The sequence below is a fragment of the Paenibacillus sp. 22594 genome (assembly GCF_052044425.1).
Classification (GTDB): domain Bacteria; phylum Bacillota; class Bacilli; order Paenibacillales; family Paenibacillaceae; genus Paenibacillus_AQ.
Genome location: NZ_JBQENA010000010.1, coordinates 138,507 through 152,574, shown reverse-complemented (window position 1 = coordinate 152,574; position 14,068 = coordinate 138,507). Strand labels below are relative to the sequence as shown.

12 protein-coding genes are annotated in these 14,068 nt (G+C 46.5%); 4 read left to right on the top strand and 8 right to left on the bottom strand.

Annotated elements, in window-relative coordinates; genetic code table 11:
• Window positions 1–82 precede the first annotated feature (82 nt).
• Both ACTJKB_RS25805 and ACTJKB_RS25800 read left to right on the top strand, forming a co-directional pair.
• Window positions 83–964, top strand: coding sequence for a LysR family transcriptional regulator (locus tag ACTJKB_RS25805; RefSeq protein ID WP_440837199.1), 882 nt, complete (start codon window positions 83–85; stop codon window positions 962–964).
• 473 nt (window positions 965–1,437) lie between these two features.
• Entirely contained in the window at window positions 1,438–2,001 is a 564-nt protein-coding gene (locus ACTJKB_RS25800; RefSeq protein WP_440837198.1) for a GNAT family N-acetyltransferase, read from the top strand.
• 75 nt (window positions 2,002–2,076) lie between these two features.
• On the opposite strand, the gene ACTJKB_RS25795 is transcribed toward ACTJKB_RS25800, so the two are convergent.
• Window positions 2,077–3,774, bottom strand: a complete 1,698-nt coding sequence (locus ACTJKB_RS25795) for a hypothetical protein (RefSeq protein WP_440837197.1) — start codon at window positions 3,772–3,774, stop codon at window positions 2,077–2,079.
• A gap of 189 nt (window positions 3,775–3,963) precedes the next feature.
• Between ACTJKB_RS25795 and ACTJKB_RS25790 the strand changes: the two genes are divergently transcribed.
• Window positions 3,964–4,323: a BlaI/MecI/CopY family transcriptional regulator gene (locus ACTJKB_RS25790; RefSeq protein WP_440837196.1), complete on the top strand. Its 360-nt coding sequence runs from the start codon at window positions 3,964–3,966 to the stop codon at window positions 4,321–4,323.
• Window positions 4,320–5,684, top strand: a complete 1,365-nt coding sequence (locus tag ACTJKB_RS25785) for a M56 family metallopeptidase (protein WP_440837195.1) — start codon at window positions 4,320–4,322, stop codon at window positions 5,682–5,684. The genes ACTJKB_RS25790 and ACTJKB_RS25785 overlap by 4 nt, the downstream gene beginning before the upstream one ends.
• Here the strand turns inward: ACTJKB_RS25785 and ACTJKB_RS25780 are convergent.
• From ACTJKB_RS25780 to ACTJKB_RS25750, 7 genes are all read right to left on the bottom strand, one after another.
• Window positions 5,618–6,613 (bottom strand): hypothetical protein, encoded by a 996-nt coding sequence (locus ACTJKB_RS25780; RefSeq protein ID WP_440837194.1) that lies wholly within the window; start codon window positions 6,611–6,613, stop codon window positions 5,618–5,620. The two genes, ACTJKB_RS25785 and ACTJKB_RS25780, sit on opposite strands and share 67 nt — an antisense overlap.
• 32 nt (window positions 6,614–6,645) lie before the next feature.
• The gene (locus ACTJKB_RS25775) at window positions 6,646–6,825 is read right to left on the bottom strand and encodes a hypothetical protein (protein WP_440837193.1); all 180 of its coding nucleotides are present in this window, start codon (window positions 6,823–6,825) and stop codon (window positions 6,646–6,648) included.
• A 16-nt stretch (window positions 6,826–6,841) separates the two neighbouring features.
• The gene (locus ACTJKB_RS25770; protein ID WP_440837192.1) at window positions 6,842–7,069 is read right to left on the bottom strand and encodes a hypothetical protein; all 228 of its coding nucleotides are present in this window, start codon (window positions 7,067–7,069) and stop codon (window positions 6,842–6,844) included.
• A 191-nt stretch (window positions 7,070–7,260) separates the two neighbouring features.
• A complete protein-coding gene (locus ACTJKB_RS25765; RefSeq protein WP_440837191.1) occupies window positions 7,261–8,007 on the bottom strand; it encodes a Fic family protein in 747 nt (248 codons plus the stop codon).
• Window positions 8,008–8,041: 34 nt separating this feature from the next.
• A complete protein-coding gene (locus ACTJKB_RS25760; RefSeq protein WP_440837190.1) occupies window positions 8,042–11,389 on the bottom strand; it encodes a DEAD/DEAH box helicase family protein in 3,348 nt (1,115 codons plus the stop codon).
• 69 nt (window positions 11,390–11,458) lie between these two features.
• Complete coding sequence (locus tag ACTJKB_RS25755) at window positions 11,459–12,580, bottom strand: restriction endonuclease subunit S (protein ID WP_440837247.1); 1,122 nt, start codon at window positions 12,578–12,580, stop codon at window positions 11,459–11,461.
• 1 nt (window position 12,581) lies between these two features.
• Window positions 12,582–14,051 carry a type I restriction-modification system subunit M gene (locus tag ACTJKB_RS25750; RefSeq protein WP_440837189.1) on the bottom strand — a complete coding sequence of 490 codons (1,470 nt, stop codon included), beginning with the start codon at window positions 14,049–14,051 and terminating at the stop codon, window positions 12,582–12,584.
• Between the last annotated feature and the right edge of the window lie 17 nt (window positions 14,052–14,068).

Genomic DNA, 14,068 nt, shown 5'->3' with positions numbered 1-14,068 from the left:
TCTGGTTTATCTTTCCTGGTTACACTATAATACAAATACGACCTATACAAGTAATTAATATATTTCACAGGAGCTATAGACCATGTCTATGAACAATTTTGAACTGTACAAGGTTTTTTACTGGGCAGCCAAAACCGGAAGCCTGACCCAAGCCGCCAAATCCCTGTATATTACCCAGCCGAGCGTCAGCCATGCCATTAAGCAATTGGAGGACAGCTTTGGCCTGACCCTGTTTACCCGGAATTCCAAAGGTGTCGCCCTGACACCGGAAGGAGCCACCCTGTACTCGTATATTGAGCAGTCGCACATCCTGATCACCCAGGCGGAGAAGAAGATGACCGAGCTCAAAAACCTCGACAATGGAGAGCTGCGGATTGGCGGCAGCGACTCCCTGTTCAAGCATTATCTGCTGCCCTTCATCGAAATCTTTCATCAGCGCTACCCCGGCATCCGGCTGCATCTGATCCACGGAACCACACCGGAAGTCATCTCCTACTTAAAAGAAGGGCTCGTTGATCTGGGCGTGGTTCGCATGCCCATCACCGATCCCCAGCTTGAGGTGCGGCAGGGGCTACAACTGCAGGACTGCTTCATCGCGGGCTGCCATTATGCCGAGTTGAACCAGAGGGTACTCTCTATCAAGGAGCTGCTTCAGTATCCCATCATCCTCTTCTCCCGCAGCAGCCGGGCACGAATGGCGATCACGGACTTGTTCCAGGGGTACGGCTATGATCTGAAGCCTGAATTTGAGGTCGGCAGCGTTGGCCTGTTGATCGAATTCGCCCGCAAAGGGCTCGGCATCTCCTTCGTCACCCGTGAATTCGTGTCCAAGGAGCTGGAAGAAGGCTCTCTTTTCGAGATTAAGCTCGACGTGCAGCTGCCCCCTGCCCAGGTGGGCATGATGACGATGCGCAACATGCCGCTAACGACGGCGGCGAGCAAGTTCATTGAGCTTACGAAGTAGGAAGACTGGGGCAGGAACGAAAACGCCTCTTGGGGCTTCAACAACGGCATTTCTGCCGTTATTCCTCTGCAAACCCGCCCCTGGGGCTTCAACAACGGCATTTCTGCCGTTATTCCACCGCAAACCCGCCCCTGGGACTTCAACAACGGCATTTCTGCCGTTATTCCACCTCAAACCCGCCCCTGGGGCTTCAACAACGGCATTTCTGCCGTTGTTCCCGTACGATTTCATCCTTGGACGATGAACCAGAACGAAAGAACATCATCCTTCCCTAAAAGACTCTCAAAACCCGGTTCCTTCAATGTGCGCTCTTGGAAAAGCTGCCGCTTACGAAGCAGACGAAACACTCCTTCCAATTTCTTTGCAGTGTGAACAATATGGGAAAAATGTATTTTTTAATTGAAAATTACAAACAAGTGTTCTATGCTAAGGATCTACATTAATGGGGAAGGTGAATCAAGGGGATGAATATTATGAATCCATTTGAACATTGTCCAATCTATGAAACCGATCATTTAGTATTCACAAAAGTTAAAGAAGAAGATGCAAAAGAACTTTTTGAATGTTATTCCGACCCGATAACGAAAGGTCATATGAATAATGATAATTGTGGTGGCGAATGGGATTGTCCCAGTATAGATCATGTTAGACAAGCGATTAATGCATGGAATAAAGAATTCGACGCCGGATTTTTTATTCGATGGAGTGTCCGTTACAAACAGCTGCATAAAATAATTGGAACCATTGAAATAGCACCTATCCCTAATACAACAAGGTTTCTGGATGGTGTATGCCAATCAGGCATTCTAAGAATTGACATGATTTCATCCTTTGAGGATCGGGCCATTTTTTCCGGGATTCTACAAATAGTAACTGATCATTTTTACATGGATTTTGGGATAAAAAATATTATTACGAAAGCCACAACAGCTGATATTCAAAGAATTCAAGCCTTAGAGGAGAATCATTTCATAAAAATAGAAAATAACACCTTTGTACCTTTTGATGATTATTATCTAAAAAAGTATAGTGATTAATATCAGCATAATAGAAATCGGCATTCAAACTTTGATCAGTTTGAATGCCGATTTTAATATCAAGCGCCTCCCACATTATTTCAACGGAATAGAATAAAACAACCGGCTGCCCTTGTTGTTGATATACCACACAATTTTATCACCAACCAGAATAGGATTGGTCTCCGATAAGGCGAAATGCGCGAGGGTCTGAACGCCTCCTGTGGCCTGCCCGCTTTCATCAATATATACATATTTCAGGTCGCCAGGATTCCCTTTCTTATCGAATTCCTGCCACAGCACCATCAGCCTGTCATCCGAGATTTTAACTAATTTAGGAATGGATGCGATCTTGTCTGTTCCAACATACTTAGCCAAAGTGATGTGCTGGACAGAAGCGCTGGACATACTGGACTTGGGCAGCACACTAAGCAGGATATCCCGCTGGTCTGTTTCCAGACCTACCATCTCATATGAGGTATATTCCGTAACAGCTGAATGGTCCACACTGTTCATGGCGACGATATAACTGCCCGAAGACATTTCAAATCCGCCGATAGAAACACCGGTAGCATTCGCTCCAATCGCACCCGGAATTGCAAACAAATCCACCTTACTGTAGCTGTTCCCGTCCCCTTTACTCAGCACGACCGAGCGGGGATAGGCGTCCCCATGATCCACAAGTACCTGAGCACTGCCGTCGAACAACACATATTGATCGAAGGAATGGCTGACATGATTTTTCTGGAATCTCCCCAGATCATTGGTCACCTTCATGGTTGAGGTATTTACCATAATCGTAAGCTGGGATTGATGATTTAATCCATCGGGTGTGGTGTATCTTTTACGTGCAGTGTGTAGCACCAGGGTATCTCCATACTCTGCCATCCGGCCGGAACCTGCTTCAAAAGGTTCTATCGTATAGCTCTCCCCGCCTTTAACAGAGACACTGTCGATCCGGTTGAAGCTTTTATCATACCGGACAATACGAATCACTTCTTTATCGTTGTTCTCCTCCGTATTCTCTTGCCCAAAAACGATATAGTTATATTTCCCGCCGCTATAAAAACCCCCGAACAGCGGAAGCTCGTAATCCAGCTTGTTGCTGGCAATCAACTCATATTTCTCATTATAGGTTTCAATCGTAATCTCTTTATTCGCCTCTATGACACTCACCGTCTGATCCTGATTATTGACCAGGTAGGAGGTGACCGGACTTTTCCATCTCGGGAAATCAGAAGTTTCTCCGTTATCCTTGGCCCCAAACGCTGTCTTCACCCGATAAGCGTTGTCAGGAAGCTTCGAGAATACCGATATTTGATTGGCTTGGTTATCGTATTCAATATCAAATGGAATCTTGCCCGACAAATCTCTTAATTGAAAATAATTACTGCCGTCTATCGTATAGGCTGTAATCTGTTGCTGCTTTCCATCGACCAGGATCTTGGACGTGGAGAGTGAGGCTATGTATTTTTTACTGCGGCTGTAATAGGTGCTGTTGGGTGACGCTTCAGGCGTATAGGCTTGTCCTGTTATAATCTCTACTGCGTTCTGCTGTTTGTTCCAAGTCACATCGAACTTACTGGCTGTTCCCGATAATTGCTTCGCAATATCCCGCAGACTGTAATAATTGCTGCCCGCTATGTTGAAGCCGTACAGTGACTGTTCCTCTCCATTAAAGTATGTCTTGCTGTCTGTCAGCACAGCCTGGGCAGTATTGCCGGCAGACGCTGGCCTGCTTAGTAGTGGTACAAGCAATAAAAGGACCAGCAGTAACTTCATCAACCTTCTCATTCTTCATTTCCTCCATTACTTCATTCAAAGTACAGAAGCCGCTTGGGCTTCATATAGTCTTTATCGGTTATCCGGCAGCATCTAATCACCCCACCCCGGAGCCCTCCACCCTTGACAAATCAGGTCTACTCCAATAAACTCCTAGTCAAAGGTCTATTGCAATAAACTTAAGGCTTGAGGTGAGAGGAAATGGAGCCGTATAAACTGTTTGATGCGGAATATAAATTTGTATCACTCATTTGGGAGCACGAACCGGTGAATTCAACTGAACTGGTGAAGCTGTGCCAAGGCGAATTAGGCTGGAAAAAATCCACGACCTATACCGTGCTAAGGAAGCTGTGTGAACGCGGGGTTCTGCAAAATGAAAAGACTATAGTGACAGCCCTGATCAAACGCGGGGATGCCCAAAGATATGAGAGTGAAGCCCTGCTCGACAAAGCCTTTGACGGCTCATTGCCGAAGTTCCTAACCGCTTTCTTGGGCAACCGCCGGATCACCCCCACAGAAGCAGAGCAGCTCAAACGCATCATTGAGGAGGCAACCCAATGATCGCATGGTTCACCGCCATCCTGAATATGAGCATTACCGCCAGTTATGTCGCCGTGGCCGTGATCATCGTCCGCCTGTTTTTGCGTAAAGCCCCCAAAACCTTTTCCTATGTATTATGGGCGGCTGTGCTCATAAGGCTGATACTCCCTTTTAGCTATAGTTCCGGCCTCAGCCTCCTAAGCTTTCTGGTACCTAATGTTCAGACGGGAAGCGGAGCGATGGAATATGTCTCAGGTCAGATCGGCCTAATGAATACCCCTATGGTCAACATCGGGACCGATATCGTCAACCAAGTAGTTAATGCTTCGCTGCCCCCTGCCACCCCTTCCGGAAGTGTGAATTCCATGCAAATCATTATGGAGCTTGCCGCCATAGTCTGGCTGATTGGCATCGTGCTGCTGCTGGGCTACAGTGTAATTTCCTACCTTAAACTCTTGGACAGAGTGAGAACGGCTACGCTTGTGGATGGATATGTTTTTGAATCGGATCGGGTCACTACACCTTTTGTCTATGGCTTCATCCGGCCCAGAATCGTGATTCCAGTTGGCCTCAGGGACAACGAACTGACTTATATCCTGGAGCATGAGCTGACGCATATCCGTAGACGGGATTATCTGATTAAGCCGTTTGCGTTCCTGGTGCTTACTCTTCACTGGTTCAATCCGCTGATGTGGATCTCTTTCATGTTGATGAGCAAGGATATGGAGATGTCCTGCGACGAAAGTGTGCTGCGCAAACTGGGTAATGGGGCAAAAGCCGGTTATTCCCGCTCGCTGCTGGCATTTTCCGTAAAACGGGGGCGTCCGCTGTCCGGCAGTCCGCTTGCTTTTGGCGAGAGCAGCATTCATGCCAGAATTAATAATATCCTGAACTATAAAAAGCCAAAGGTTGGAGCGGTTGCCGCAGCCTGTGTGGTATCACTGGTCTTCATGGTAGGGTTTACCGCCAACCCGGCCGGCAAGCAGGAAGGTTCAGTGGATCAGCCGGGCAAGCTTGCTTCCGTCTGGGCGAATGCCCTCGTCTCCCGTGACGGTCACCCCCGCTACGAGATGATGTCGGCCGCCATGAAGGAGCAATTCAAGCAAGAGCAAATCGCAAGAAGCGGCCAGGACTGGAATTACAACATCGGCGCGTCCAGCCCTTGGGTAGTCGATTACAAAATTCACATTGAGGGCCACACCGCCCGCATCACTTACCTCACCCAAACCAGCGAGCCAGCCCATTACCAAACGGAAGAGAGCCTTACCTTTACGGTTGAGGACGGGAAACTCGTGGTTGCAGAGTATCACACGGTTTATGAGGATAGGCCTTTTAGTACGGAAGCAAGTATCTCTGCCTTTAACTCCTGGGTTAAGGGCTGATTGTGAAATATCAAAGCACTTGGATTGATCTCCACCTCCTTGCCTTCCTCAGCCATCTTTTCAGCCATATAGAGCAGCCCATTTAATGGACTCGTTGATTCATTCAACAGATGTATCGTTAGTTCGTCTAATAACTGCTGTTCATGGACAGATTGGAACTGCAGCAACCCGTGAGTGCTCCGGAGCTGTGATTCATAATCACTATAGTTCTCAATGACATCCCAGCCGGGCCATGTACTCTGAAGCTGCCTGGATAAGTCGGAAATCACATCAGCATGCCAAAATTCCAATCGTTTCTGCGGAATATCCAGATGGAAGCCACCCAGAGGAAAGTCTTTCTTCCATTCGCTAAGCGTAAGCTTGGGATAGCCATATGCTTTATTGATCTTCTGGACCATTTCAGGGCCATGAAATAAATACTCATCAATCCCTCCCCCTAAGGGGAACATTAGCATTTCATTTGCAGAGAAGCTTACACTGGCTATGGTTTCAACCCAGTCCCGATATTCAGGAGGTGCTAAACTTATATCTTTTAAATCATCCTCATGATCGGTTAGCACCTTTTCCTTGGGGTAGCCTACATAAGAGGCAATATCGGCAATGCCGCCGGAAGCCCATTCCACTTCCCAACCCGCCCACGTCTTCCCCAAAAGCTGTAAATATAGATTTCGAAGCGGAATGTCAAACCTTATATCTTCACCCCCGTAGAGTAACAATTTCTTCTTGTCTACATCAAGAACCGCACCGCCTTCAGCCCATATATCATTGAGCCACCCGGATTCATCTACCTTAGTCTGCATTGCAATAAATGGGGTAGCATACTCCGGCCCCCAGAACAGGTCACGTGGCAGCGTATTCGCACACCAATGGCTATAATACAACTCATAAGTTCGATTCCTGACAATGACGAGATTTGCCCTTTGACCCACTTGTATCCTCCGTTCAAAATAAATACTAATACCTAGCCCATACCACTGTTAATTTGAACCCTAACCGTCTTTCCATCTCTGGAATCAAAGACATGAATATCGTAAGTGATCGCGTGGTCATCCAGAAGACTTCTCAGATTCTGAATCATGTGCGCAGCCGGTATCAATGTATAGTTCTCCTCAGGGATCAGCCTTATGATGTTCTCGGACATTTGATGCTCCCTTCGTTCAAGCCATATGATTTCTTACTAATAAGTCTTTTCCATAGGTTGCGTAGGAATTTAAGAAGCTGTTATCAATATGAAGATGCTTATTGGCCCCCATATAGTCACTTCCTGGAATTTTGGGTTCGAAGTCTTGGGTGATGTAGTACAAGTTAAAATAGACCCGATCATCATCCTCAAAAATACCAGAAATCCAACTTCGCCTTCCCTTTCCCGCTTCAATCACAAACATACTTTTCCTCCCTTCTGCCCTAATTTATCACACGCCCCCTCCGCTGGAAAACAAAAAAACACGCCGGTCACATTTCATCAGCTTCTGAGCACCTGATTAAACGGTTCGGCATGTTCTCTCACACTTTTGATATTTCTTCAGGAAATCCGCACGTGTCGGGGTAAATGCTTCAAGTATGTACTGTAGAAACTCTACTGCTGCTCTCTTTGCCTCTCGATCATCCCCAGGTATCGGTCCAATTGCTGTTCCTCGAGCAAGGCGATCATGTCAGCAAATGGCTCCAGATCGCGATGTACGGCGTAGGCTTCCAGTGCATTAAAATAATCCAGTCTGCTTTCTTTGGCTATCGAGATGGGTAAAAAACCATTCGCCAGCAACTGGTAGTTCATAATCAGCCGCGAGGTTCTCCCATTCCCATCCGCAAACGGATGGATACGCACAAATTCCGCATGCGTCCACGCCGCAAGCTCAATAACGTTAGTGGACTTTTTATCAGACACATCAGCATAAAAGTTGTGCACCTGACGGTACATCTCATTAGGTACAGGTGGTGTATGCGCTGCTCCAGAGATATACACCTCAACATTGCGGTAGATGCCACCCACCATAATGTTCTCCATCAGAATGGCATGAATGTCCTTGATGATGTTCTCATCCAGCAGAAGCCCCTGTTCGATACAGGCCTTTACATGCTGATAGGCTTTGTTATGGTTAATGACCTCGTAAATTTCCCGCAGTTGCTTGCCGCCTACAGACAGCCCTTCCTCCAGTACTACCTTGGTTTCTAGAAGAGTAAGGGTATTGCCTTCAATCGCTGTGGAGTTATGCGTATATTCCAGCTCAAACGCCTGTACATAACTGTTGACGGTTACATCCGGGAGTGTATCTTTGGTCTGCTCGTACAAGGCTTTTTTACGCAGGATTTCAGAATAGTCCACACGGCTCACTCCTCTGTTAGGTATTAACTCAGTGTCACCCGATAATCTTGACCGCATTCTCTTTAATCTGTGTAACCATCTCTACAAGTCTTCTCTGCTTCGTTCCATCAAACAGCTTAACAAAGCTCTGGGGTTTGTCAAAAGGCGGCTTAATCAGCTCGGATACATTGTCAATATAACCATTCTGCACAACGTAATCGATAACCTTTTTGACAAATACGATCTGTCCCTGACTCAGCGACTGGTCATTGATGAATTCTGAGAATGCAGCCGTGGCTGCCTCATATTCCAGCTTGGCAATTTTGCGCACCAGCAGCCCGAATGGAGTATCCTTGAACTCCCGCTTATAGTCCTCCGCCGTACCAAGCTCGCCTGTAAAGATCTTCTCCAAGGCTTCATAGTCCAGCACCGTTAACGGGATATTATTGCGGAGCTTGTGAATGACAAGATTGTCCCGGTTCTTCTCGATATAGCGGTTAACCTTAAGCTTATAATCCTCGAAAGTATAGGCCTCATACATGGCTTTTCCTTCGTGAACTTCAAGAACCTCATCAGCAAGGTTGGTATAAATCGGATTCTTGCCGCCTTCATCCACAATGAATTTAATCAGACTGCGCAGCTCTTTACGGACTTGTTCGAAATTCAGCAGATTCGCGCTATCCCAGAACTCATCCGTTCCTATTGTCTGGATCAGCGTAATCTTGTCTCTAACCTGCGGAATGGTTGCACGCTGCAACAGGGTCGTAGCTACATCAATCAGCTGTTTCTTCGACTTTTTGTATTGCGGCGATTCCTCGGCCTGGGCAAGCATTAAGCTGTACATCAAATTATCAAAACGTTTAGCGTGCTCATCCGCATCCTCCATGTAAACAATAGGAGCCACATATTTGATCAGATTGGATTGATCCTGTTCCAGCAGACAGACAAAAGCCGCTTGATGCTTATACTTCTCTATATGCTGTAATTGCAGCTTCACCGATGCCAATTCGGTATTTAGGGCCTGAATTTGCCCGATTACGCTCTCTATCAGCTCTGTACGAATCAATTGATAGGGTTCATCTATGAAGACGGACTGCTGTAAATGCTGGATTAACCGGACCCGCTTTGCAAAGATCGCTTCGGACAAGCTGTAGGCTTCATTCCCCTGCAAACCCTCCTTATTCTGACGGAAGAATTCGAAGTTGCCCAGATAATCAAAAATGACAAAACGAGTCTTGTCCTCTCCTTCTCCAAACAGATCCTTACACAGTCTTGTCCCGCGGCCAATCATTTGCCAGAACTTGGTCTTAGAACGAATCCGCTTGAAAAACACCAGATTGACGATTTCCGGCACATCTATCCCTGTATCCAGCATATCTACCGAAACGGCAATATAAGGACTTTTGTTCGCAAGCTTGAAGTCATCAATCAGACTTTGCGTGTAATCATCCTCCGATACAATCCGTTTGGCAAAATCCCCTTTATAGTGCGGATATAGCTTGTTGAAGCGTTCCACGATGTACTGGGCGTGGTTTTTATTCTGCGCGAATATAATCGTTTTGCCCAGCCGGTCCCCGCCTGATACCTTGATGCCCTGGGTCATTAAATTCTCAAGGACCTGATCCACCGTAGCCTGGTTAAATATAAATTCATTGATGGCCGGGGAAGGGATAAATTCAGGCATCTCACCATCTTCCTCGGTAAAATCCTCCTCATAGCGCGCCTTATCCTCCGCAGACAACGTATTATAGGTGATGCCCTGTTCCAGAACCTTCGTCGTCACTTCAATATTATGATAAGGCACCAGCACACGGTCCATCTCTACAGCCGTCTCATAAGGATAGGCATAGGTCGGTACGCCACTCTCCATTTCGAAAAAGTCATACGTATTGCGGTCCACTTCCGTCTTCGGAGTTGCAGTCAGCCCCACCACATAGCCGTCAAAGTATTCAAAAATAGCGCGGAATTTCTTAAAGATACTCCGGTGCGCTTCATCCACAATGATCAAGTCAAAGTGGGCAGGTGTGAAGAGCCGCTTGCCGTCATCACTCTTCGCTCTGTCGATGGCATTCAACATCGTTGGATAAGTGGAGAACACAATACGGGCCGTCTTGTCATCCTTATTGCTGAGCAGATTACAGAGAGACATATCCGGTAGATAGTTCTTGAAGTCGTCCTTTGCCTGTTTGACCAAGGCCTTGCGGTCGGCCAGAAACAGGATATTGGTCACATATCCCCCGCGGGATAACACATCGGTCAGACTGGAAGCGGTTCTTGTCTTCCCGGTGCCCGTAGCCATAACCAGCAAGGAACGTCTATGACCCGTCATGATATTCTCGCAAACCGCACGTATCGCTTCCTTCTGGTAGTAACGGTCTGTGATGTTATCGTCAATGACCACTTCGTCTAAAACTTTGCGTTCCTTCCGCCGATTCATCAGCTTCTGCAGATCCGACTTGGAGAACACGCCGCTCACCTTACGCTGTGGAGAGGTAACGTCATCCCATAGATTGGTTTCGAAGCCATTGGAGGTGAACATCATGGGGCGTCTACCAGTCATTTGCTCCAGGCAATCGGCATACAGCTTGGCTTGATGGGTGCCAACCTTCGGGTCTTTAGAGGTGCGTTTGGCTTCAATGATCGCCAGTGGAAGGCCGTCCTTGCCGTACAGCACATAGTCGGCATATCCTTTTCCCTCATTATTGGGCATCCCGTACAATTCGACTTCTTCTCTTACATCATCCCCGAGTGTCCAGCCCAGCAGCTTAAGATCCACATCTATGTATTTCTTGCGCGTGCGGAACTCCGAGATATCCTCCGGCGTAAAGTGGCGCTCTTCCTGATGCTGTTCTTTGTCGGCAGTAAGCCGGTCACTCATTGCCGCAATCTGGGCACGCAGCGCTTCGATTTCAGATTCCTTTTGCTCGATTAAGCTGTCTTTCTCCTTGATGCGGGCTTCATCCAGAACTACCTTCTCTACAGGAATATTCCCCTCTGCGAAATGGCGTTCTTCATAGTTGACACCGTAGCAATAATCAAGCCACTGTACGAATTCAAATAATGCAGCAAGCGACAAAACGGCATCACTAGGGCTGACCGCTTTGTCTGTATGTACTGCCATATTCCCCAGCTTGATGATATAAGGCAGCTTCCCCCAAGTCTGGTTCTCCATGGCGAATTTGAAGGTGGGCTCGTGAATGAGCGCCTGCAAATTGTCCTTATAGGGCATGGTGATGGTGTTGTCGGCAGCGTACACCCATTTCACTGCAAGCTCAAAAGCCTTGCGGCTGCCCACCGCCGCCATCGCCGGAGAGGTGGCAAGCACCCGCTCCGCTTCGATGCAGGCATTGGCAAATAACTTATATTCCGGTTGCCCTAGTAAGAACTCAAAATTTGCAGGCATTGGGTTCACCTCACGGGTAGGATGGTGGTAGAGATGCGATGTACAAGAGCAGCTGTTACAATCCGCTCGTTATTCGAAATATTCGCTCATCAGGCTGTCGAAGAGGTGCTGCGTCTCGTCGATGGCCTGTTTGACGAGGGCTTTTTGTTCTTCGATTTTGGCTGTAATTTTAGTGAACTGGATTTGCAACTGTATTGGTGGGAGAAGAACTGAATAATTTCTCATTTGAGATAGTAACCAGTTTTTTTGTGCAGAGCCAGATGCTGATTTATAAATATTATCTCTGTCAATAATTATATGGTACTGCAAATATTGGTTTGACAATTCGGAGGGTATAACTTGAATAATCGCAACACTTTTTTGAAAAGTAGTTCTGTACGTTCGATCATCATCTGTTACAATTGCTGTTTTACCTATTGTAGCTCCAGTATTAACCACTACTAAATCGCCAGGATTCAACTTGGTTCGTTTATTTGTATCCTCAAAATCGGCTTTTGTAATTTCACGTGATTTGATATATTGTATTGTTCCGTTATTAATATCTTTAGCACTTATAAAATAATAACCTGATGCTACTTCATCCTCACAATCACCATGTTTTCCGTCTGTAATTTTACTACATACCTCAACCATTCTTCTTACCTTCCACCCCTTCACGTTAGCAACAGGATCACCAAACATATTGTAAAAGGTGGATTTAATTAGGTTATCCAGCTCAGAAAGCTGCTTTTTACGCATGGCAAGCAGTTCTGCAGTTAAAGCTAATATATTTGCATTTTTTCTTTGTGTAGCGAGAGGCTTTACTGGAATTTGTATATTCTCAAGTGACTTTCTGTTTATATGAGGAATGGTTGCACCTGTAGAGTTATCTCTTAAATATATAAATTTACTTCGTAATAACTGTCCTATATACCTAGTATCAAAGTTGTTATTATTTAAACTAATGACCGCTAAAGTACTACCTATTGCCCCGTTTAGGCCAAAACCAATTGTTCCTGCGTTCGCTCCATCCCAAGCAATAATAATGTCATCAGGTTTTGCAAAAACATATTTCTTATTTGCCGCGCAGTATTTTAAGTTATCGTCATTTCTCAGATCATCAATTTGAATATATCGTTCCGTATCAACGCCCGCATCAATTTGTTCAATTTTAGTACCCTTTCGAATACTACAAATATTGCCTAGTTTCATTTTACTCACCCAACAACCCCCTCAACTCCTCCATCTTCGAAGAAATATCAAGGCTCAACTCATCCAGACGAGTCATAATCACTTCAGGCTTGTCATACTCTACCTTTTCATACACTACCTCTTTATATCTATTAATCGACAGGTCATAGTCATTCGCTTCAATCGCAGACTTGTCTACCAGGAAGCTAGGCTCTGTCGGCAAGCGATCCGCTTCACCTTCGAGGTTATGATAACGGGCAATGATATCCGGGATATCGTTAGCCGTGATAGGAGAACGTTTGTCGTCCAGTGAATAACCGTCGGCTTTCATATCATAAAACCATACTTTATCCGTACCGCCAGCGCCTGTCTTGGTGAACAACAGAATCGCTGTGCTGACCCCAGCATAAGGTTTGAACACACCACTTGGCATGGAGATTACCGCCTGAAGCTGATGATTCTCTACCAGCTCTTTGCGAAGGGATTTATGCGCTTTGGTCGAACCAAACAGAACGCCGTCCGGCACGATACACGCACAACGTCCGCCTTTGCGAAGAATGCGCAGGAAGAGGGCCACGAACAACAGCTCCGTTTTTTTGGTATCTGTAATTGTTCTTAAGTTATCGTTGATACTCTCCGCGTCCACCGTTCCAGTGAAAGGTGGGTTGGCGAGCACAATATCATAGGCGGAGGCCGTATTGTTTTGTCTGGACACACTGTCCACATAATCGATATGCGGCTGGCTGATGGAATGGAGCATCAAGTTCATCGCAGACAGGCGGAGCATCGTTCTGTCGGTATCATAACCGGAGAACATTTCACCCGAGAAATGCTCCCAATGCTCGCTGGTCATCTCAGCTTCATATTTTTCGCGAATATATTCGGCAGAAGAGACAAGAAAACCCGCTGTACCGCAAGCCGGGTCAACGATCTTGTCACTCGGTGTAGGCGCAAGCAGGCGTACCATTAAGTCACGAATATGCTTGGGTGTTCTGAACTGGCCGTTTTGTCCAGCCGAAGCCAGCTTGCCCAGCATGTACTCGTACAGATCGCCTTGCATATCCAGGTTCTTGATATCATGTTCATATAGCTCATCCAGACCTGTGATCATCTTCTGCAATACTTGCGGGGTTGGAACCAGGAACATGGCATCCTGCATATAACGCGAGAAGGCCGTCGTGTTCGCTCCATTCATGGTTTTGATAAAAGGAAATACCTTCGTGCCGACAGTATCATAGATGATACGGGCATCTTTGGTTTTGAACTTGCTCCAGCGCAGCTCTTGTCCCTCTTCGTCCTCGGGGAAAATCTTCGGCAGCTTCTCGCCGCTCAAAGCTTCGAAGCTCTCATTCTCCAATTCCTTCTCATCCAGAGAACGAATAAACATCAGATAGGTAAGCTGTTCAATCACGGTAAGGGGGTTACTGATCCCGCCTGCCCATATATCCGACCATATTTTATCAACCTTGTTGCGGACTTCGCCTGTTAGCATGCATCTTGCTCCATTCT

Excerpts from the sequence above, each read along its gene's own strand:
- ACTJKB_RS25775 (WP_440837193.1), bottom strand. The coding sequence starts at position 6,825 with ATGTCCGAGAACATCATAAGGCTGATCCCTGAGGAGAACTATACATTG.
- ACTJKB_RS25755 (WP_440837247.1), bottom strand. The coding sequence starts at position 12,580 with ATGAAACTAGGCAATATTTGTAGTATTCGAAAGGGTACTAAAATTGAA.
- ACTJKB_RS25795 (WP_440837197.1), bottom strand. The coding sequence starts at position 3,774 with ATGAGAAGGTTGATGAAGTTACTGCTGGTCCTTTTATTGCTTGTACCA.
- ACTJKB_RS25750 (WP_440837189.1), bottom strand. The coding sequence starts at position 14,051 with ATGCTAACAGGCGAAGTCCGCAACAAGGTTGATAAAATATGGTCGGAT.
- ACTJKB_RS25760 (WP_440837190.1), bottom strand. The coding sequence starts at position 11,389 with ATGCCTGCAAATTTTGAGTTCTTACTAGGGCAACCGGAATATAAGTTA.
- ACTJKB_RS25790 (WP_440837196.1), top strand. The coding sequence starts at position 3,964 with ATGGAGCCGTATAAACTGTTTGATGCGGAATATAAATTTGTATCACTC.
- ACTJKB_RS25800 (WP_440837198.1), top strand. The coding sequence starts at position 1,438 with ATGAATCCATTTGAACATTGTCCAATCTATGAAACCGATCATTTAGTA.
- ACTJKB_RS25785 (WP_440837195.1), top strand. The coding sequence starts at position 4,320 with ATGATCGCATGGTTCACCGCCATCCTGAATATGAGCATTACCGCCAGT.
- ACTJKB_RS25805 (WP_440837199.1), top strand. The coding sequence starts at position 83 with ATGTCTATGAACAATTTTGAACTGTACAAGGTTTTTTACTGGGCAGCC.
- ACTJKB_RS25770 (WP_440837192.1), bottom strand. The coding sequence starts at position 7,069 with ATGTTTGTGATTGAAGCGGGAAAGGGAAGGCGAAGTTGGATTTCTGGT.